18 protein-coding genes and 1 pseudogene are annotated in these 20,606 nt (G+C 71.6%); 15 read left to right on the top strand and 4 right to left on the bottom strand.

The features are described from left to right. Window positions 1-3 precede the first annotated feature (3 nt). Window positions 4-348, bottom strand: a complete 345-nt coding sequence (locus AMYTH_RS0116305) for an STAS domain-containing protein (protein WP_027931229.1) — start codon at window positions 346-348, stop codon at window positions 4-6. Window positions 349-529: 181 nt separating this feature from the next. On the opposite strand from AMYTH_RS0116305, the gene AMYTH_RS0116300 reads away from it, so the two are divergent. Then, a complete protein-coding gene (locus AMYTH_RS0116300) occupies window positions 530-1,270 on the top strand; it encodes a GAF and ANTAR domain-containing protein (RefSeq protein ID WP_027931228.1) in 741 nt (246 codons plus the stop codon). Window positions 1,271-1,546: 276 nt separating this feature from the next. Here the strand turns inward: AMYTH_RS0116300 and AMYTH_RS45035 are convergent, their stop codons facing one another. Beyond that, window positions 1,547-2,266, bottom strand: a complete 720-nt coding sequence (locus AMYTH_RS45035) for an endonuclease/exonuclease/phosphatase family protein (protein WP_228684817.1) — start codon at window positions 2,264-2,266, stop codon at window positions 1,547-1,549. 153 nt (window positions 2,267-2,419) lie between these two features. Further along, a complete protein-coding gene (locus AMYTH_RS0116290; protein WP_027931227.1) occupies window positions 2,420-3,427 on the bottom strand; it encodes an LLM class flavin-dependent oxidoreductase in 1,008 nt (335 codons plus the stop codon). 42 nt (window positions 3,428-3,469) lie between these two features. Between AMYTH_RS0116290 and AMYTH_RS0116285 the strand changes: the two genes are divergently transcribed. The 14 genes from AMYTH_RS0116285 (at window position 3,470) to AMYTH_RS0116215 (ending at window position 16,821) form a co-directional block, all read left to right on the top strand. Continuing rightward, window positions 3,470-4,285, top strand: coding sequence for an NAD(P)H-binding protein (locus AMYTH_RS0116285; protein ID WP_027931226.1), 816 nt, complete (start codon window positions 3,470-3,472; stop codon window positions 4,283-4,285). Window positions 4,286-4,743: 458 nt separating this feature from the next. Further along, complete coding sequence (locus AMYTH_RS0116280; protein WP_027931225.1) at window positions 4,744-5,769, top strand: LacI family DNA-binding transcriptional regulator; 1,026 nt, start codon at window positions 4,744-4,746, stop codon at window positions 5,767-5,769. Next, the gene (locus AMYTH_RS0116275; protein WP_027931224.1) at window positions 5,766-6,722 is read left to right on the top strand and encodes a carbohydrate ABC transporter permease; all 957 of its coding nucleotides are present in this window, start codon (window positions 5,766-5,768) and stop codon (window positions 6,720-6,722) included. Before AMYTH_RS0116280 ends, AMYTH_RS0116275 begins: the two co-directional genes overlap by 4 nt. A 4-nt stretch (window positions 6,723-6,726) precedes the next feature. Beyond that, window positions 6,727-7,554, top strand: coding sequence for a carbohydrate ABC transporter permease (locus AMYTH_RS0116270; protein ID WP_027931223.1), 828 nt, complete (start codon window positions 6,727-6,729; stop codon window positions 7,552-7,554). 26 nt (window positions 7,555-7,580) lie between these two features. Next, a complete protein-coding gene (locus tag AMYTH_RS0116265; protein ID WP_027931222.1) occupies window positions 7,581-8,855 on the top strand; it encodes an ABC transporter substrate-binding protein in 1,275 nt (424 codons plus the stop codon). Window positions 8,856-8,889: 34 nt separating this feature from the next. Continuing rightward, entirely contained in the window at window positions 8,890-10,050 is a 1,161-nt protein-coding gene (locus AMYTH_RS0116260; RefSeq protein ID WP_228684815.1) for an ADP-ribosylglycohydrolase family protein, read from the top strand. Window positions 10,051-10,052: 2 nt separating this feature from the next. Next, window positions 10,053-10,238, top strand: coding sequence for a hypothetical protein (locus AMYTH_RS0116255; RefSeq protein ID WP_228685288.1), 186 nt, complete (start codon window positions 10,053-10,055; stop codon window positions 10,236-10,238). After that, window positions 10,235-11,563, top strand: coding sequence for an ADP-ribosylglycohydrolase family protein (locus tag AMYTH_RS0116250; protein WP_027931219.1), 1,329 nt, complete (start codon window positions 10,235-10,237; stop codon window positions 11,561-11,563). Before AMYTH_RS0116255 ends, AMYTH_RS0116250 begins: the two co-directional genes overlap by 4 nt. Further along, window positions 11,560-12,453 (top strand): ribokinase, encoded by an 894-nt coding sequence (locus tag AMYTH_RS0116245; RefSeq protein WP_027931218.1) that lies wholly within the window; start codon window positions 11,560-11,562, stop codon window positions 12,451-12,453. Before AMYTH_RS0116250 ends, AMYTH_RS0116245 begins: the two co-directional genes overlap by 4 nt. Continuing rightward, a complete protein-coding gene (locus AMYTH_RS0116240) occupies window positions 12,450-14,372 on the top strand; it encodes an SUMF1/EgtB/PvdO family nonheme iron enzyme (RefSeq protein ID WP_027931217.1) in 1,923 nt (640 codons plus the stop codon). Before AMYTH_RS0116245 ends, AMYTH_RS0116240 begins: the two co-directional genes overlap by 4 nt. After that, on the top strand, window positions 14,369-15,577 hold the full coding sequence (locus AMYTH_RS0116235; RefSeq protein ID WP_027931216.1) for a CaiB/BaiF CoA transferase family protein: 1,209 nt from the start codon (window positions 14,369-14,371) through the stop codon (window positions 15,575-15,577). Before AMYTH_RS0116240 ends, AMYTH_RS0116235 begins: the two co-directional genes overlap by 4 nt. Window positions 15,578-15,680: 103 nt before the next feature. Continuing rightward, a complete protein-coding gene (locus AMYTH_RS48880) occupies window positions 15,681-15,833 on the top strand; it encodes a hypothetical protein (RefSeq protein ID WP_228684813.1) in 153 nt (50 codons plus the stop codon). Continuing rightward, window positions 15,830-15,982: a hypothetical protein gene (locus AMYTH_RS48875; protein ID WP_228684811.1), complete on the top strand. Its 153-nt coding sequence runs from the start codon at window positions 15,830-15,832 to the stop codon at window positions 15,980-15,982. Before AMYTH_RS48880 ends, AMYTH_RS48875 begins: the two co-directional genes overlap by 4 nt. After that, the gene (locus AMYTH_RS0116215; protein WP_027931215.1) at window positions 15,979-16,821 is read left to right on the top strand and encodes an HpcH/HpaI aldolase/citrate lyase family protein; all 843 of its coding nucleotides are present in this window, start codon (window positions 15,979-15,981) and stop codon (window positions 16,819-16,821) included. The genes AMYTH_RS48875 and AMYTH_RS0116215 overlap by 4 nt, the downstream gene beginning before the upstream one ends. 237 nt (window positions 16,822-17,058) lie before the next feature. Here the strand turns inward: AMYTH_RS0116215 and dnaE are convergent. Next, window positions 17,059-20,557: pseudogene (gene dnaE / locus AMYTH_RS45030) on the bottom strand (DNA polymerase III subunit alpha). Between the last annotated feature and the right edge of the window lie 49 nt (window positions 20,558-20,606).

Genomic DNA, 20,606 nt, shown 5'->3' with positions numbered 1-20,606 from the left:
GCGTCAGGCGGCCGGTGGCACCGCGGGCGCGATAGTGAAGACCCGGTCCAGCCCGGTCAGCTCGAGCGGGCGCAGCACCGGGCGGCTCGTGCAGACCAGGATCAGCTCCTGACCGGCGGCCTCGCACTCCCGCGAAACCTCGACCAGCAGTGCGAGGCCGCCCGAGTCGAGAAACTCGACGCGCAGGAGGTCGAGCACCAGGGTGGGCGGCGGGGGCACCGGCGCGCCCGCGCGGGCCGCCCCCAGCCCCTCCCGCAGGCGGACGACGGTTCCGGCGTCGATTTCACCCGTCACCGTCACGACGAGCGCGTCCGGCCGGTACGTCCACTCCACTTTCAGGTTCGTCACTGGGTCTCCTGGGGCAAGCTCGTGGGCTCGCGAAACAGGGCAGGACACGGACAACCGCGCTGCCGACGGGAACTGGCGAGCCACAGCTGCTTGTATAACCGTGACGCAACCGACCCTACCCCATCACGCGGCTAGTCTTGCTTGACGAGGGCCGGCAGGCTCGGGGTAGAGACGAGGTGTCATGAGCGAATCGCTCCTGTCCGCTCCCGCGGTGCTCACCATCGCGCAGGAGCTCGCCGAGATCGGCAGGCTGGTGGACGACGACGACGTCACCTCGACCCTGTCCCGCTACGTGGCGCGGGCCTGCGCGCTGCTGCCGGGCTGCGACCGCGCGGCCATCACGGTCCGCACGGCGGAGGGGACGGCCGAACTTCTCGCGGCAGCCGGGAAGCCGTTGCCGGAGCCGCCGACCGACGGGTCCGGGCCGGACCCGGTCACCGAGGCGCTGACCTACCGAGAGCCGCGACGGGTGGACGACACGGCGACGGACGAGCGGTGGCCCGCCTACAGCGCGCACCTGCGCCGGCACGGGTTCGGCAGCGCGCTGACGCTGCCACTGCCCGGCGCCGAGTCCGGCGCGGCGTTCACCGTGCTGTCCGCGGAGCGCGGCCGCTTCGGCGACGACTCGCACGACCTGGCGCTGTTGTTCACCCTCCACGCGGGCGTGGCGTTCGACAACAGCGCGCTCTACCACGACAACATCCGCCTGCTGGGTCACGTGCAGACCGCGTTGCGCACGCGGACGGTCATCGCGCAGGCGCAGGGCCTGCTGATGCACCACGACCACCAGACGGCGGACGAGGCGCTCGCCGCGCTGAAGCGGATGTCGCAGCAGCGGAACGTGAAGCTGCGCGACGTGGCGGCAGCGCTGGTGACGGCCCACCACGAGGGTCGGCTGGCGGAGGCGCTGGAGTCCCGCTGACCGTTCGGGCCGGTCTCCCGGCGGTGAGGGGTGCCGGCACAGCGGGAGGCGCTGGGAAGCCCACCGGGCGGGCTTCGCCGGTTAGTCCGCAACCGCTGGCCGCTGTCGGAGATGTCGGGGGCGTCCGTCTCGATGCGGTTGCCCGGCCAAGGCGCGACCGTGGGCCGGCCGGCGGGCGCTGACCGTTCGCCTCAGGACCGGCATGTGCCGGCCGCGCCGTCTCACGACCGAGACACCGCTGAAATCGGCGATCCGCTGTTGAAGCAGGCGCGTGTCTCAGTGCCGCACCAGCAGGCGGCTCATCAGCGGCAGGTGGTCCGACGCGGCGGGATCCCCGTCCAGCACCCGTGTGACCAGCGGCGACACCGAGCGCGACGCGTAGATGTAGTCGATCCGCCGGTCCGGCGCCTCCGCCGGGTATGTCGCGCCCGCGCCCTTCCCGGACGCCGGCCACGCGTCGGTGAAGGCCGTGTTCAGCGTGGCGATCTCCGGGGCCTCCGGGAGCGCGTTCAGGTCGCCCACGAGCACCGCCGGTGTGGTGCCGCCGATCAGTTCTGTGATCTGCCGGGTCTGCTCCAGCCGGTCCACCTGGGAGCTGGCCGCCAGGTGCGTGTCGTACACGTGCACCGCCACGCCGTGCACGTCCAGCACCGCGTGCAGCAGCCCGCGCTGCTCCTGGTTGGGCGACCGGAACAGGTGCGTGTTCTCCCACGCGGTGATCGGGTAGCGGGACAGGATCGCGGTGCCGTACTGGATCCGCGGGCTGCCCGCGGCGGGCGGGTCCCGGTCGATGTTCGCGCCGAACACCACGTGGTAGCCGAGCATCCCGGCGAGCTCGGCGGCCTGGTCCGCCCACTCGCTGCGCGCCGAGTAGTGCCGGTCCACCTCCTGCAGCCCGACCACGTCCGCGCCGCTGTCCCGGATCACCCCGGCCACGCGCGCGAGGTCGAGCACGTCGTCGGTGCCCTGCGCGTGGTGGATGTTGAAACTCAGCACGGACAGCACCCGCTGCCGCGGCTCCCCCCGCGTTCGCGGGCGTCACCGAGGTCAGCAGGATTCCGCTCAGCATCAGCACGATCGCCAGTGTTCTACGCACCCGGCGATCTTCGGCCGTGCACATGAGGGCCCGGTGAACGAGCGGCGAACGTTTCAGCGCCAGCCGGCGTCGGGTGCGACGTCGCGGACGATCGACTCCAGCAGGTGCGCGTTGTAGTCCACGCCGAGCTGGTTCGGGACCGTCACCAGGACCGTGTCCGCCGCCTGCACGGCCGCGTCCTCGGCGAGCTGCTTGGCGATCACGTCCGGCTCGCCCGCGTAGGTCTTGCCGAACCGCGCCACCCCGCCGTCGAGCCAGCCGACCTGGTCCTGGCTGTCCCGTTCCCGCCCGAAGAACCGCCGGTCGAGGTCGTTGGTGATCGGGATGACGCTGCGGCTCACCGACACCCGCGGCTCGCGGATGTGCCCCTGGCGCGCCCACTCCGCGCGGAAGATCTCGATCTGCTCGGCCTGCAGCTCGTCGAACGGCACCCCGGTGTCCTCGGTGAGCAGCGTCGAGCTCATCAGATTCATCCCCTGCTCGGCGGTCCACTTCGCGGTGGCGCGGGTGCCGCTGCCCCACCAGATCCGCTCGTACAGCGTGGGCGACTGCGGCTGGATCGCGAGCATCCCGCCGCGGCCGGTCATCCGCGGATCGGCCCGGACGACGCCGCTGCCGCCGATCGCGGTGCGGAAGATCTCCGTGTGCCTGCGCGCCATGTCCGCGTCGGTCTCGCCCTCGGCCGGGACGTGGCCGAACGCGGACGCCCCCTGCAGCGCGGGTTCGGGGGAGCCGCGGCTGATGCCGAGCTGCAGGCGCTCGCCGCTGAGCAGGTCGGTGGCCGCGGCCTGCTCGGCCATGTAGAGCGGGTTCTCGTAGCGCATGTCGATCACGCCGGTGCCGAGCTCGATGCGCTCGGTGCGCGCGGCCATCGCCGCCAGCAACGGGAAGGGGGTGGAGAACTGCGGCGCGAAGTGGTGGACGCGCAGGAACGCGCCGTCGACGCCCAGCTCCTCGGCGGCCACGGCGAGCTCGACCATCTGCCGCAGCGCGTCGCCTGCCGTCGGTGTCGGCGTGCCCGGCTGGTGGTGGCCGAACGAAAGGAACCCGATCTTCTTCACACCGGGTATTGTCCAGGACTCGACTGGCATCTGGGGGGCACGATGTTTCTCGTCACTGGCGCGACCGGCACGGCGGGCGGGGCGGTGGTGCGCGAGCTCGCCCGGAGTGGCGAGCCGGTGCAGGCGTTGGTGCGCAAGCCGGACGCGGTGGTGCCCGGTGCGGAGCCGGTCGTCGGCGATCTCAACGACCCGGCGAGCGTCCCGTTCGAGGGCGTCACCGGGGTGTTCTTGTTGTCGGGTTACGCGGACATGCCGGGTCTGCTCGCGCGGGCGCGATCGGCCGGTGTCGAGCGTGTGGTGCTGCTGTCCGGCGGGTCGGCCGCGCTGGCGGATCTGGACAACGCGGTGTCGCGGTACATGACCTTGTCCGAACGGGCCGTGCGGGAGTCCGGTCTGGCGTGGACGTTCCTGCGGCCGCGGGCGTTCATGTCGAACGCGCTGCGGTGGCTGCCGCAGCTGCGGGCGGGGGACGAGGTGCGTGTGCAGTACCCGGAGGTGCCCGCGGCGTGCGTCGACCCGGGCGACATCGCGGCGGTGGCGGTGCGGGCGCTGCGGGGCGGGCACGAGGGCCGGATTTATGACCTGACCGGTCCCGAGGCGCTGTTGCCGGCCCAGCAGGTGGCGGTGCTGGGGCGCGTGCTGGGCCGGGACCTGCGCGCGGTGGGCCTGTCCGACGAGGAGACCCGGGCCGAGATGGCAGCGGCGATGCCGGCCGAGTACGTGGAGGCGTTCGCGCAGTTCTACGCCGAGGGCAGGCTCGACGAGGCCACGGTGCACCCCGACGTCGCCGAGGTGACCGGGCGGCCGCCGCGCACGTTCGAGCAGTGGGCGCGCGAGAACGCGGACGCCTTTCGCTGACCTGGCACGGAGATCGTCGCGCGTGGTCTGAAGTGGACGGTCCCACGCGCCGCTTTCCGAGGTGTGTGCGCGTCCAAGGGAACGGGCGCGGAGCGCGCGAAGCGCCCGACAGCGCGAGACGTGGGACCTGCGTGGCGGGGCGGGTGCGGCTCGCGCCTGGAGACAGATCGCGCCGCGGAGCGTGTTGCTCACGAGGGCAGTGCGGGACGCGTCGCGGAGTGTGGAAAGTCCGTAGCGGAGCGTGAAAAATCTCTCCGCACCGCTAGAGTGCGGTGTGGCCGCCGACCGTGTGCGCCGAACCAGCCGCCGACCAGCGCCGAAGCGTCCACAAGCACCCCGGTGTTGACACCCCCCGAACCGGATGTCACTATTCCCCGCAGCCCCTTGGAATCGTTTCCAACCACCGAGAGTCACGGGTTGGAAACGTTTCCAAGGCAACGAACGATGACGGAGCGACAATGACGTCTACACGGGCCACGCTGCTGCAGGTGGCCGAACGAGCCGGGGTGTCACTGGCCTCGACCTCGCGCGCCCTGCACGGCACCGGCGCGAGCCCGGCCATGATCGAGCGCGTCCGGGCCGCCGCGGAGGAGCTGGGCTACAGCCCGGACGCCATCGGCCGCTCGCTGCGGATGAAGAAGACCTTCCAGATCGCGTTCGCGGTCGCCGACATCGGCAACCCGGTCTACGTCGAGATGATGCGGGCCATCCACGAGGTCCTCGCCCCGCACGGGTACCGCGTCGTGGTCATGACCACCGGCGACACCTCGACCTCGACGGCCGACCTGGTGCGCAGCCTGAACAGCGGCTTCGTCGACGGCATGGTCATCAGCCCGCTGCGCACCGACGACCGCCTGATCGAGGAGATCCAGCAGGCCGCCGTCCCGGTCGTGGTCATCGGCCGCGCCCTGGACGCCCACGGCATCAGCTCGGTCTCCACCGACTCCGCGGGCGGCATCGGCCAGGCGGTCCGCCACCTGCAGGAACTCGGCCGCCGCCGGATCGGCTTCCTCAACGGCCCCCTCGACACCACCCCCGGCCAGGCCCGCCAGCGCGGCTTCGAAGCCGCCGCGGGCACGGGCCACACCACCGAGATCGCCAAGGACTTCACCGTCGCCGCCGGCCTCACCGCCGCGCGCCGCCTGCTCGCCGCGGCCCCGGAACGCCTCGACGCCATCGTCGCGGCCAACGACCTGCTCGCCATCGGCGCCATCCACGCCATCCGCGAACTCGGGCTGTCCGTGCCGGACGACATCGCGGTCACCGGCATGGACGACACCGAGATCGGCCGCGTCTTCCACCCGACCCTGACCAGCGTCTCCCTCGGCAGCACCGAGCGCGGGCGCGCCGCCGCGCAGCTCATGCTCCGCCTCGCCGACGACGCCGACCAGGACGCGCAGCAGGTCACTGTCGGCCCGGAGCTGATCGTGCGCGGTTCCACCGTCCCCGCCGCGGGCGGGCTCACCGAGGGAGGCCGGCGATGACCCTGGCCGCGGACACCCGCGCCCCCGCGCCCGCACCGGCGCCCCGCAAGCGCCGCCAGGGCACCATGGCCCGCTCGCGGCGCCGCGAGGCGATCGCGCTGGTGATGCCGTCGCTGATCCCGATCCTGGTGCTCAGCGTCGCCCCGCTGGTGATGGGCCTGGCGCTGGCGTTCACCGACGCCCGCCTGGTCCGCAACCCCGACTACGACTTCACCGGCATCGACAACTTCACCAAGCTGGCTGGCAACTCGTTCTTCTGGGACAGCCTCCGCATCGGTCTGATTTGGACGGTCGGTGTCACGGTGCTGCAGCTCGCCGCGTCGATGGGCCTGGCGCTGCTGCTCAACTCGGGCCTCAAACTCCAGGGCCTGACCCGCGTGCTCGCCCTCATCCCATGGGCGATGCCGCCGGTCGTCGTGGCGATCATGTGGCAGATGATCTACTCGGCCAACGGCGGCCCGCTCAACGCCTTCCTCGGCAGCGTCGGCCTGCCCGACGACACCAACTGGCTCGGCGACTTCTCCACCGCCCTGCCCGCGGTGATCGTCGTCGGCGTGTGGGTCGGCATGCCGCAGACCACCGTCACCCTGCTGGCCGGCCTGCAGCAGATCCCGCAGGACCTGCACGAGGCCGCGGCGGTGGACGGTGCGGGCGCGTGGCGGCGGTTCACCGCGGTCACCTGGCCCAGCCTGCGGCCGATCGTCACCTCGATCACGTCGCTGAACTTCATCTGGAACTTCAACTCGTTCTCGCTGGTCTACGTCCTCACCGAGGGCGGGCCGGGCGGAAAGACGATGGTGCCGGTGCTCTTCATCTACCTCGAAGCGTTCAAGAACCGCAACATCGGCTACGCGGCGGCGATGGGGCTCGTGCTCGTGATCATCGTCGTGCTGCTGCTGGCGGTCTACCTGCGGTCGCAGTTCCGCGACGACCGCGCCGAGCGGGGGCGGTGACGACATGCGCGTCCTCCTGCGTCCCACCCAGTACCTGGCACTGGCGGCCTACATCCTGCTCCTCGGCTTCCCGCTCCTGTGGCTGATCTCGGCGTCGGTGAAGTCCTCCGGCGAGCTCAACTCGCTCACCGTCAGCCTGCTGCCACAGCAGTGGCACTGGGACAACTACTCCGACGCGCTCGACCGCCAGGGCCTGGTGCACTCGGCGGGCAACAGCCTGGTCGTGGCCCTGGTGTCCACCGCGCTGGTCATCGTGATCGCGCTGCCCGCGTCCTACGTGCTCGCCCGGCTCAAGGGCAAGATCCGCGCCGCGGGCGTCGGCTGGATCCTGGTGTCCCAGGTGTTCCCGGTGGTCCTGGTGATCCTGCCGCTGTTCCTGATCCTGCGCACCATCGGGCTGGCCGACAGCCTGGCCGGGCTGACGCTCGTGCACACCACCTACACGCTGCCGTTCGCGCTGTGGATGCTGCAGGGCTACGTCAGCGCGATCCCGGTCGACCTGGAAGAGGCCGGCGCGATGGACGGCGCCGGCCGGTGGACCGTGCTGCGCCGGATCGTGTTCCCGCTCCTGATGCCCGGCATCGTCGCCACCGCGATGTTCAGCTTCGTCTCCTCCTGGAACGAGTTCTTCTTCGCGCTGGTGCTACTCCAGTCGCCGGAGAACTACACGCTGCCCATCACGCTGAACATGTTCATCGGCGGCGAGGGCAAGGTGTCCCTCGGCCCGCTCGCCGCGGGCGCCGTGCTCGCCGCGATCCCCAGCATCGTCTTCTTCACCATCCTGCGCCGGAGGCTCACCAGCGGGCTGATGGCCGGGGCGGTGAAGGGATGAACCCTCAGAAAACGAAAGGTCGGTCAATGAAGTCTCGACGTTTGGTGGCGGCCGCGCTCGCGGCGGCCGCGAGCCTGCTGTTCACCGCGTGCTCCAGTGGCGGTGACAGCGCCGACGGCCCGGTGACGCTCAAGTTCCAGTCCCTGTCCGACCAGCCCGCGGCGATCGCGGCGACGAACAAGATCGTCGACGACTGGAACAAGGCGCACCCCGACATCAAGGTCGAGGTGGTGCAGGCAGGCTGGGACGGCGTCTACGACAAGCTGATCACGCAGTTCAACGCGGGCAGCGCGCCGGACATCATCCACTACGAGGCCGCCGGCGTCGTCCCGTTCGCCAAGGACGGCTACCTCGCCGACCTCACGCCGTACCTGTCGGAGCAGAAGAAAACCGACATCCCCAAGGGCGTGCTGGACTCGGTCACCGTGGACAACCAGGTGATCGCCTATCCGACCGAGCTGCAGTCCTATGTGGTCTTCGCCAACCGGGCGCTGCTGCAGAAGGCCGGGGTCACCATCCCGACCGGTGACACGATGACCTGGGACCAGCTGCGGGAGATCGCCAGGGCGACCACCCGCGACGGCGCCTACGGTCTCGGCTGGGGCCTGTCCAGCCCGACCGCCGCGATGGTCGCGCTCGCGCCCGGCTTCGGCGGCAAGTACTTCGACGGCACCGGCACCGACGCGAAGATCAGCGTCGGCCAGGGTGAGATGGCCCTGCCGCAGCTGGTGGACGCGATGGCGCACCAGGACAACTCGATCCTGCCGGTCACGCTGACCCAGTCCGGTTCCAAGGCGCTGGCGCCGTTCTACGCCGGGCAGACCGCGATGACGATCCAGGGTTCGTTCCAGGCCGCGAACATCGCCAAGGACGCGCCCGCCGGTTTCGACTGGGTCGTGCTGCCGCCGCTGGCCGGTCCCGCCGGTCCCGCGCAGGCCGCCAACCCGCAGACGCTGTCGGTGAACAAGGACTCCGCGCACGTCGAGCAGGCCGCGCAGTTCATCGAGTTCTTCACCAACACCGAGAACCTGGCCGCGCTCAACGAGGCCGACGCGCTGATCCCGGCGACCACCTCGGCCCGCGAGGCGCTGACCACGAAGCTCGGCGCGCAGAACGGCTGGAAGGAGATCCTGTCCTCGGGCCAGTACCTCACCTCCGCGCCGTACCTGTTCGTCGACAAGTACGCGCAGTGGAAGGACACCGTCGCGACCCCGGCCTACCAGAAGTTCCTGGCGAAGCAGATCGACGCCAACGGTCTGTCCAAGGAACTGACGGACGGCTGGAACTCCATCAACCGGTAGCGACCGGACCATCTGGAAGGGAAACGTGAAGCCGGTGACCTGGCTGGAAGACCGAGCGGTGGCGGTGATCACCGGGGCGGCCGTGGGGGACGCGCTGGGTGGTGCCACCGAGGGGTGGACCCCGGAACAGATCGAGGAGCGCCACGGCGGCCGGGTGACCGGCATCGTCGGGCCGTGGTTCCCGAACTGGCGGGAGGCGCGCCCGATCGCGCCGTACCACAAGGGGGACGGGCACGTCACCGACGACACCCTGATGACCCGCGCGCTCGTCGAGGTGTACGCGAAGCGCCGCGTGCACCTCGACGCGTATGCGATGGCCGAGGACCTCGTGCCGCTGATGATCGGCGAGCCGAGGTGGGTGCCCGAGCTGGAGTCGACCGCGCTGCTGTTGCAGCGGGTGTTCCTGGCGGAGAAGTGGATCGTCGCCCGGCTCCATTACGGGCACGTCGACCCGCGGGAGGCCGGGGTCGGCAACGTCGTCAACTGCGGCGCCGCGATGTACGTGGCGCCGGTCGGGATCGCCAACGCCGGGGACCCGCGCGGCGCCTACGCCGAGGCGATCGACCTGACCGGCGCCCATCAGTCCAGCTACGGCCGTGAGGCGGCCGGCGTGTTCGCGGCGATGGTCGCGGCGTCGGTCGCCCCCGGCGCGACGCTGGACGATGTGGTCGCGGCGGCGCTGGACGTCGCGCACGACGGCACCGCCGCCGCCCTCCGTGCCGTGGTGGACGCGTTCGACGGCTGGACTTCCGCGCCGTCGACCGACGACGAGGAGCGGGAGCTGGCCCGGCTGATCCGGGACACGGTCGCGCCGTACGACTCGGTGGGGCCGCAGTACCGGCAGATGTCGATGGACGCGCGGCGCCCGTCGCGTACCAAGTCCATCGAGGAGCTGCCCGCCGCGCTCGGGTTCGTGCTCGGCCACCGCGGCGACTACCGCGGCGCGGTCCTGGGCGCGGTGAACTACGGCCGGGACGCCGACTCGATCGCGGTGATGGCGGGCGCGTTGTGTGCCGGTCTCGGTGGCACGGCGGCCGTGCCGGCCGACTGGATCGACGCGATCGGCGAGGCCAGCAGGATGGACCTCCGCGAGACCGGGCGGCTGATGGCCGCGGCGGCCGCGGACATTCTGAAGGCGGACCGGGAACGCGCACTGGTGCGGCTGCGGACGCTGGACGAGCTGGACCAGGCGTGACGATGCGGGACGACATCAGCTGGGGGCTGTGCGAGGAGGGTGGCATGACCGTGCGGCTGGAGTGGCGGGAGCCGGTGGTCATCGCGCGGCCGGCCGGGCCGGTGAGTCCGCGGCCGGCTGGGCTGGTGAGTCCGCAGGCGGGCCCGCGGCAGGCCGGGGCGCCGCGGCGGACGGGGGAGCGGTCGTGAGGCTGACCTGGGCGCAGCCCGAGGACCTGCTGGCGCACGAGCTGGTGCAGTCCGCCGCTGAGGGCCGGGGCGTCACCGAAGTCCGGGACCGCTGGGTCGCGGCCGGTGGCGACCCGGTGCCCGCCGTGAGCGGCGCCGGGCCGCGGCCGGCCACTCCGGAGCTGCGGGCGCTGGCCCGCGACCTGCTCGACGAGCTGGCCGCGCTGCCCGCCACGCCGGCGCCGCACGAACCGGACGACTGGGACGCGATCGCCGAGCTGCTGCCGCCCGCGCCGGAGCTGCCCGGCGGCAGCGGGCGCGCGCTGGACGCGTGGACCGGCCGCGCCGCCGGGTGCCTGCTCGGCAAGCCGGTCGAGAAGATCCCCCGCGAGGGTATCGAGGAGATCCTGCGCGCCACCGGCCGCTGGCCGCTCGACCGCTGGTTCACCGCCGTCGGGCTGCCGGACGAGGTCGCCGCGCGGTGGCCGTGGAACCGCCGCTCCGCCCCGACCTCGCTGGCGGAGAACATCGACGGGATGCCGGAGGACGACGACCTCAACTACCCGATGCTCGCGCTCACGCTCCTGGAGCAGTGCGGCCGCGGGTTCACCACCGACGACGTCGCGCAGCTGTGGCTGGACAACCTGCCCGCCGGCCGCGTGTTCACCGCCGAGCGCGCCGCCTACCGCAACATCCTGGACGCCCGCCCGGTGCCGGAGACCGCCACGCACCACAACCCGTTCCGCGAGTGGATCGGCGCGCTCATCCGGACCGACGTGTTCGGCTGGGTCTCGCCGGGCGACGTGCGCGCCGCGGCCCGGATGGCGTGGACCGACGCCCGCCTGAGCCACACCCGCAACGGCATCTACGGCGCGATGTGGGCCGCCGCGCTCGCCTCGGCGTCGATGGTGTGCGGCACCGTCGACGAGGTGCTGGACGCGGCGGAAACCGTGGTCCCGCCGGACAGCAGGCTCGCGCAGGCGGTCCGGTTCGGACGGTCGCTGGCCGGTCTCGGCGTCGACGCGGGCTTGGACCGCCTGCACGCCGAGTACGGGCACCTGCACTGGGTCCACGTCCTCAACAACGCGGCCGTCATCGCCTTCGCGCTGGCCAGGGGCGGCGGCGAGTTCGGCCCGAGCATCGCCATCGCGGTCACCGCGGGCTGGGACACCGACTCGGCGGCCGCTACTGTCGGCGGCGTCGTCGGCGCCCTGCACGGGGTGCCGGACCAGTGGGCGAAACCGCTGGACGACCGCATCGCGACCTCGCAGCCGGGCGGGGAGCAGCGCATCACCGACCTCGCGGCCCGCACGGCCGCCCTGACCGTGGAACGAGGTGCCGCATGACCGGGCAGGTCGTGGTCGTCGGCTCGGCCAACGTCGACCTCGTCGTCGACGTGCCGCGCCATCCGGGTGGCGGGGAGACGATCCTCGGCGGCGACCTGCGCCGCACCCCCGGTGGCAAGGGCGCGAACTCGGGCGTCGCCGCCGCGCGGGCCGGGGGAGCGGAGACCACGTTCGTCGGCGCGCTGGGCCGCGACGAGTCCGCCGAGCTGCTGCTGGCTTCCCTGGAGCGGGCCGGCGTCCGCACCGACCTGGTGTCCCGTGTGGACGCTCCGACCGGCACCGCGCTCATCACCGTCTCCCCGGACGGCGAAAACGCGATCGTGGTCGCGCCCGGCGCCAACGCGCGCCTCGAGCTGACCGCCGCCCAGGTCGAGCGGATCGCGCACGCCGACGTCGTGCTGGCGCAGCTGGAGATCCCGCTCGACATGGTCCGCGCGGCCGCCGCCGCGCGACGGCCGGGCGCCCGGATGGTGCTCAACGCGGCGCCGTCGCAGGACCTGCCCGGCGACGTGTGGGACGCGCTGGACCTGCTGATCGTCAACGAGTACGAGGCCGCCGACCTCGCGCACACCCAGGCCGCGCCGGAGGAGCTGGCCGCGGCGCTGCTGGATCGGGTGCCCGCCGTGGTGATCACCCTCGGCGCCGAGGGATCCCTGGTGGCGCAACGGGACCGCGAGCCCGTGCGCGTTCCGGGCGTCAAGGTGGACGCGGTCGACACGACCGGCGCCGGGGACACCTTCTGCGGCGTGCTCGCGGCCGGGCTCGCCCGTGGGCTGGACCTGGCCGGCGCCGCCCGGCTCGCCGGTGCCGCGGCCGCCCTCGCGGTCACCCGGCCCGGCGCGCAGGACGCCGTGCCCACCGCCGCGGAGGTCGAGGAGAGCGCGAAATGACCTACACGTTCGATCCGCTCGTGCCGCGCCCGATCGACCGGCCCACCGAGGTCCCGCCCGGCCCGCTCACCGAGGACCAGCTGGTCGCGCTGGACGAGGCGAAGATCTTCGCCGGCCCGGCGGACCCGGCCGACCGCCCGGCGTGGCGCGAGCGGCTGCGCGAGTGGCGCGCGGACGCCCGTAGGCGGCACGGCTACACCGGCGCGGCCTACGAGCGGCCCGGCGCGGCGTGGGCGGCGCGGTGCCGCACGGTCGCGCAGGTGTGGCTGTGGGACGAGCTGCTCTACGACTTCGAGCGGGGCCGCTTCACGCCGGAGCGGTTCCTCGCCGACGCCCGGGAGCGGTTCGCCGGCCTGGACGCGGTCGTGCTGTGGCACGCCTACCCGGTGATCGGCCTGGACGACCGCAACCAGTGGGACTTCTACCGCGATGTGCCGGGGCTGGCGGATCTCGTGCGGCAGTTCCACGACGCCGGTCTGCACGTGTTCGTCGACTACAACCCGTGGGACGTCGGCACCCGCCGCGCCGGCGACGACCTCGAGGAGCTCGCGTCGCTGGTCGCCGACCTCGGCGCGGACGGCGTCTTCCTGGACACCCTCAAGAAGGCCGAACCCGAGTTCGTCGAGGCCCTGGAGCGGGCGAAGCCGGGGATCGTGCTGGAGGGCGAGTCGAAGCTGCCGGTCGAGCGGATCGAGGACCACGCGTCGTCGTGGGCGCAGTTCTTCGCCGACTCGCCCGTGCCCGGCGTGCTGCGCGCGCACTGGTACGAGCGGCGGCACATGCAGCACCACGTCCGCCGCTGGCACCGCGACCACACCGAGGAACTCCAGTCGGCATGGCTCAACGGCGTCGGCGTGATGGTGTGGGAGGTCGTCTTCGGCGTGTGGGTCGGCTGGTCGCCCCGGGACGCGGCGACCGTGCGGCGCATGGTGACCGTCCAGCGCGCGGCCGAGGACCTGCTCCTGCACGGCGAGTGGACCCCGCTGGCCGAACTGGCGCCCGGCGCGGAGGAGGCCGGGGTGTACGGCTCCCGCTGGGACCTCGGCGACCAGACACTGTGGACGGTCGTGAACCGGAGCGACCAGGACTACACCGGCCCGGTCGCTCCCGGAATCCCGTTGCTGGGTCCGGGTGTGCCGGCGCGGGGGATCGCCGCGTTCCTGCGTGCCGAAACCGAACCCGCGTGGGTGAAGGAACTTCCGGAGCTGCCGCACGATCCGGACGCCCGCTTCCCGCACCGCCTCGCCGTGCGCAGGCAGCCGGCCCGCACCACCGGCACGCCCGATCCGGACGCGGTGGTCGTGCCCGCCGGACCGTACGTGCTGACCGTGCGCTACCGGGCCCGGGAGACCGGGATGTACCAGGGCGCGCCGTACGTCGACGAGTGGAAGCCCCTGCCGCCGCGGCTGCACGACGCGCGGACCCTCCAGCGCGACGGCGTGCTCGCCAATCCGGTGGCCGTCGCCGCGACCGAGGTGACCAACGCGCAGTTCACCGAGTTCCTGGAGCGGACCGGCTACCGGCCCGCGCAACCGCACCGGTTCCTCGCCTGGAACACCGACGCCGACGCGCCGGTGACCTACGTGGATCTCGACGACGCCCGCGCGTACTGCGCGTGGCGCGGCGGGCGTCTGCCCACCGAGGACGAATGGCAGCTGGCGGGCGAGACCGGTCTGCTGCGCCGCGGCGAGCCCGCGGTGTGGAACTGGACCGAGAGCGAGCACTCCGACGGGCGCACCCGGTTCGTGATGCTCAAGGGCGGCTCCGACTACCGGGCGGAAGGATCCGACTGGTACGTCGAAGGCGGCCGCCGCGACCCGGACTACAGCGTGAAGCTGCTCCTGCCCGGGCTCGGGCTGGCGCGCGGCGCGACCGTCGGGTTCCGCTGCGCCTGGGACCTGCCGGAGGTGACCGCGTGACCGTCTCCCGCGACCCCGACGCCGGGGCGCTGGCCGGCCTGCGCGTCGTCGACGCCGCCACGCTCTTCGCCGGCCCGATGGCCGCGATGCACCTGGGCGACATGGGCGCCGAGGTGATCAAGGTCGAGCATCCGGGCAGGCCGGATCCGGCCCGCAACCACGGCGTGGCCAAGGACGGCGTGAACCTGTGGTGGAAGACGCTCGGCCGCAACAAGCGCACGATCACCGCCGACCTGGGCAAACCGGGCGGCCGCGAGGTGTTCCTGAAGCTGGCCGAACGATCGGACGTGATCATCGAGAACTTCCGGCCGGGCACGCTGGAGCGCTGGGACCTAGGCTACGACGAGCTGTCCGCGCGCAACCCGCGGCTGGTGCTCGCCCGCGTCACCGGGTTCGGGCAGATCGGCCCGTACCGGCGGCGGCCCGGGTTCGGCACGCTCGCCGAGGCGATGAGCGGGTTCGCGGCCGCCACCGGGGAACCGGACGGGCCGCCGACGCTGCCGCCGTTCGGGCTCGCCGACGGCATCGCCTCGCTCGCCACCGCCTACGCGATCATGGTGGCGCTGTCGGCGCGTGAGCGGACCGGGCGCGGACAGGTCGTGGACACGGCGATCGTCGAACCGATCCTGGCGATGCTCGGGCCGCAGATCACGCGGTGGGACCAGTTGCGCTCGGTGCAGCCACGCACTGGCAACCGGTCGGTGAACAACGCGCCGCGCAACACCTACCGCACCGGCGACGGGCAGTGGGTCGCGGTGTCCACGTCGGCGCAGTCGATCGCCGAGCGCGTGATGCGGCTGGTCGGCAGGCCGGACCTGATCGACGAGCCGTGGTTCGCCAGCGGCGCCGAGCGCGCGAAGCACGCCGACGAACTCGACGAGGCCGTGGGCGCGTGGATCGCGCGGCACACCCGCGACGAGGTGGTCGCCGAGTTCGAGGCCGCGCAGGCCGCGGTGGCGCCGATCTACGACGCCGCGGACATCGTGGAGGACCCGCAGTTCCGCGCACTGGGCACGATCCACGAGATCGAGGACCCGGAGCTGGGGCCGACGCTCATGCAGGGGCCCATCTTCCGGCTGTCCGGCCACGACGGGGTCATCGCCCACGCGGGCCGCGCGCACGGCGCGGACACCGACGAAGTGCTGGGGGAGCTGGGTTTCGCGCCGTCGGAGGTCGCGCGGATGCGTGAGGAGGGTGCGGTGTGAGTGTGCCCGTGTTGACGCTGTTGTATGTGCCGGCTGATCGGGTGCTGGAGGAGCTGGGTTTCCTGCCGTCGGTGGTGGCGCGGATGCGCGGGGAGGGTGCGGTATGAGTGCGCCTGCGTTGTCGCTGCTGTACGTGCCGGCGGACCGGCCGGACCGGGTGGGGAAGGTGTTGGGTTCGGCCGCCGATGTCGTGCTCGTGGAGCTGGGTTTCCCGCTGTCGGTGGTGGCGCGGTTGCGTGAGGGGGGCGCGGTATGAGTGCGCCTGCGTTGACGCTGTTGTACGTGCCGGCGGACCGGCCGGACCGGGTCGCGAAGGGGCTGGATTCGGCCGCCGACGTCGTGCTCGCGGAGCTGGGTTTCCCGTCGTCGGTGGTGGCGCGGTTGCGTGAGGGGGGCGCGGTATGAGCGCGCCCGCGTTGACCCTGCTGTATGTGCCCGCCGATCGGCCGGACCGCGTGGTGAAGGCGCTGGATTCGGCCGCCGACGTCGTGCTCGTCGATCTGGAGGACGCCGTCGCGCCGGCTCGCAAGGACGAGGCGCGCGCGAACGCGGTGCGGCTGCTGTCGGAGCCGCTCGCCCGCCGGGTGCAGGTGCGGATCAATCACGCCAGCACGCCGTGGCACATGGCTGACCTGGCGGCGCTGGCCGGTTTGCCGGCCGAGGTGGGCGCGCGGATCCCGAAGGTCGAGTCGCCGGCGGAGATCCATGCGCTGGCCGAGGCGTTGCCCGGCCGTGATCTGCACCCGCTCATCGAGTCCGCGCTCGGCGTCGAGCGGGCGCTGGAGATCGCGACCGCGTCCCCGCAGGTCGCCTCGATCGGCCTCGGCGAGGCGGACCTGCGCTCCGACCTCGGGGTGACCGACGAGGCCGGGCTGGCCTGGGCCCGCAGCCGGGTGGTCGTCGCCGCGCGCGCTGCCCGCCTGGTGCCGCCGGTGATGTCGGCCTACACCAACGTCCGCGACCTCGACGGGCTCGCCGAGTCCTGCCGGGCCGGGCGGGCGCTCGGGTTCCGCGGCCGCACCGCGATCCACCCGGCGCAGCTGGACACCATCCGGGCGGCGTTCCTGCCCAGCGAACAGGAAGTCTCGCGGGCCCGCGAGGTGCTGTCCCGGTTGGACGACGCCACCGCGGCCGGCGTCGGCGCGATCGCCCTGACCGACGGCACCTTCCTCGACGTGGCGATGCTGGAGCAGGCCCGCACGGTCCTCGCGCTCGCCGGTGAGCGACCGGACGTCACAGCCTGATGCCTGGAAGCGATTCCAGGATGTGGGGGCAGGTGCGCGCGGTTCTTCGCGGTCGCCGGGTGAGCGGCCGGACGTCACGGGCGTGATGCTTGGAATCGTTCTCAGGATGCGGGGGTAGGTAGGCACGCTTCCTTGCGACTTGCCGGGGAGCGGCCGGACGTCATGTCCGGAATCGATTTCAGGATGCCAGGGCAGGCGGGCGCGGTCCCTCGCGACTTGCCGGGGAGCGGCGGGGCGTCACAGCGTGATGCCTGGAATCGTTTTCAGCTCGCCGAGGAGCATCGACGTCACCTCGACCGGGTAGTCGTAGAGGGCGAACGTCTGCTCGCGGCGGCCCATCAGCTTGACGTGCACCGGTGTGTCGCCGCGGTGGGCGAGCAGCGTCTGCTTGAGTTCCAGGACGACCGGCAGCGTGAGCTTCTCCGGCCGGGCGCGCAGGACGAGCGGCGCCTCGCCCGGCTCCGACAGGTCCAGCGGTACCAGGCCGCCGCCGAAGACGGACATCTTGTCTTCGCGCCAGTTGACGCGGCCTTTGACCAGGACGGCGTTGTCCTCGATGAGGTCGGCCTGGAACAGGGCGTAGGACTTGGGGAAGAACAGCACCTCGAGCGAGGCGTCCATGTCCTCGACCGTGCAGATGGCCCAGGGTTCGCCCTTCTTGTTGACCCGCCGCTCGAGCGAGGTGATCAGGCCGGAGATGACCAGTTCGCCTTCCTTGGGCGGGTTGTCCAGGATCGCGGCGATCGGGCGCGGGGCGTGCTTGCGCAGGATCCGTTCGGCGCCGTCCAGCGGGTGGGCGGACACGTACAGGCCCAGCATCTCGCGCTCGTAGGCCAGCAGCTGTTTGCGCGGCCACTCCTCGTCGCCGAACTTCAGGTGCGCCAGCGGCGACGACGAGGGCGCGGGCTCGGCGCCGAACAGGTCGAACTGCCCCATGGCTTCCTGGCGTTTCAGCGGCACCACCGCGTCGACCGCGTCCTCGTGGACCTGGCTCAGAGACAGACGAGTGGCCCCGAGGGAGTCGAAGGCGCCGGCTTTGATGAGCGATTCGATGACCCGCTTGTTGCAGGCCACCAGCTCGGACTTGTCGAGGAAGTCGGTGAAGGAGGAGTACTTGCCCTTCTCCTGGCGGGTCTTGATGATCGACTCCACGACGTTGGCGCCGACGTTGCGGACGGCGCCCATGCCGAAGCGGATGTCGTCGCCGACCGCGGCGAAGCGCTGGCCGGATTCGTTGACGTCCGGGGGCAGCACCTTGATGCCGAGGCGGCGGCACTCGGACAGGTAGACCGCGGACTTGTCCTTGTTGTCACCCACCGAGGTGAGCAGCGCGGCCATGTACTCCGCGGTGTAGTTCGCCTTCAGGTACGCCGTCCAGTAGCCGACGAGCGCGTACCCGGCGGGCGTGCGACTTGTTGAACGCGTACCCGGCGAAGGGCAGGATCGTGTCCCACAGCGCCTGCACGGCTTCGCTGGAGAAACCGTTGGCACGCATGCCCGCGTGGAAGCCCTCGAACTCCTTCTCCAGCACGTCTTTCTTCTTCTTGCCCATCGCGCGGCGCAGCACGTCGGCCCGCCCCATCGAGTAGCCGGCGACCTTCTGTGCGATCTGCATGATCTGCTCCTGGTACACGACCAGGCCGTGGGTCTCGGCGAGGATGTCGCGCAACGGCTCGGCCAGCTCGGGGTGGATCGGCTCCACCGGCTGCCTGCCGTTCTTGCGGTCGGCGTAGTTGTTGTGTGTGTTCATCGCCATCGGGCCGGGCCGGTAGAGGGCGTTGACCGCGACGATGTCTTCGAACCCGGTCGGGCGCATCCGGCGCAGCAGATCGCGCATCGCGCCGCCGTCCAGCTGGAACACGCCGAGGCTGTCGCCGCGCGCCAGGAGTTCGAACGTGGCGGTGTCGTCGGTGCGCAGGGTGTCGAGGTCGATGTCGATGCCGCGGTTGGCCTTGATGTTGTCGATGGCGTCACCGATGACGGTGAGGTTGCGCAGGCCGAGGAAGTCCATCTTCAACAGGCCGATGGCCTCGCAGGACGGGTAGTCCCACCCGGTGATGATCGACCCGTCGTCCCGCTGCCACAGCGGGATGGCGTCCATCAATGGTTCGCTGGACATGATGACCGCGCAGGCGTGCACGCCGGCGTTGCGGATCAGGCCCTCCAGGCCGCGGGCGGTGTTGAAGATCGTGGAGACCTCTTCGTCGGTCTCGATCAGCGTGCGGACCTCGGCGGCCTCGCCGTAGCGCTCGTGCTGCGGGTCCACGATGCCGGACAGCGGGATGTCCTTCGCGGCCACCGGGGGCGGCAGGGCCTTCGAGATGCGGTCCGCGATCGCGTAACCCGGCTGGCCGAAGTGGACCCGGGCGGCGTCCTTGATCGCGGCTTTCGTCTTGATGGTGCCGAACGTGATGACCTGCGCGATCCGGTCGGCCCCGTACTTCTCGGTGGCGTAGCGGATCATCTCGCCGCGGCGGCGGTCATCGAAGTCCATGTCGATATCGGGCATGGACACCCGTTCCGGGTTCAGGAACCGCTCGAACAGCAGGCCGTGTTCGAGCGGGTCCAGGTTCGTGATGCCCAGCGCGTAGGCGACCAGCGAACCGGCAGCGGAGCCGCGGCCGGGGCCGACGCGGATGCCGCTGCGGCGGGCGTGCGCCATCAGGTCCGCGGTGATGAGGAAGTAGCCGGGGAAACCCTTCTGGATGATGACGTCGAGTTCGTAGTCCGCCCGGTCGGAGTACTTCTGCGGAACACCGCCGGGCAGGCGCCGTTCGAGACCGGCCCGCACCTCGGCACGCAGCCAGGACGCCTCGTCGTGCCCTTCGGGCACCTCGAAGACGGGCATGCGGTCCTTGTGGGTGTAGACGTCTTCGTAGGACTGGACGCGTTCGGCGATGAGCAGGGTGGAGTCGGCGGCGCCGGGGACCTCGGTGTCCCAGTACTCGCGCATCTCGGCGGCCGATTTCAGGTAGTAGCCGTCGCCGTCGAACTTGAACCGGTTCGGGTCGTTGAGGGTCTTGCCCGACTGCACGCACAGCAGCGCCGAGTGCGAGTCGGCCTGGTCCTTGGTGACGTAGTGCGAGTCGTTGGTGGCCAGCGGTTTGAGGTCGAGCAGCTTGCCGATCTCCAGCAGGCCCTCGCGCACCGACCGCTCGATGGGCAGGCCGTGGTCCATCAGCTCCAGGAAGAAGTTGTCCGCCCCGAAGATGTCCTTGTAATCGGAGGCGGCCTGGATGGCCTCCTGCTTCTGGCCCAGCCGCAACCGGGTCTGCACCTCGCCCGAGGGGCAGCCGGTGGTGGCGATGATGCCGGCGGCGTTCTCCGCGATCAGCTCGCGGTCCATCCGCGGCTTGCGGTAGTAGCCCTGAATGCTCGCCAGTGACGACAGCTTGAACAGGTTGCGCAACCCCGTCGCGTTCTCCGCCAGCATCGTCATGTGCGTGTACGCACCACCACCCGAGACATCACCGCCCTGGTCCTGACCCCAGTACACGGGCCGCTTCGTGAACCGCGACTCGGGTGCGATGTAGGCCTCGATCCCGATGATCGGCTTGAGCCCGGCTTTCCTCGCCTGCTGGTAGAACTCGTCCGCCCCGTACATGTTGCCGTGGTCGGTCATCCCGACCGCGGGCATGCCGAGACGACTCGCCTCGGCGAACAGCGGGGCGATCTTCGCCGCACCGTCGAGCATCGAGTACTCGGTGTGCACGTGCAGGTGGACGAACGATCGCATCCCGCCAACTCCTCCTGGTCGTTCCCGGCGGCGAGCATTGGACCCGACG

It is taken from the genome of Amycolatopsis thermoflava N1165 (assembly GCF_000473265.1).
Classification (GTDB): Bacteria; Actinomycetota; Actinomycetes; order Mycobacteriales; family Pseudonocardiaceae; genus Amycolatopsis_E; species Amycolatopsis_E thermoflava.
Note: the sequence above shows the minus strand (reverse complement) of the source record. Positions and strands in the feature narration are given on the sequence as shown.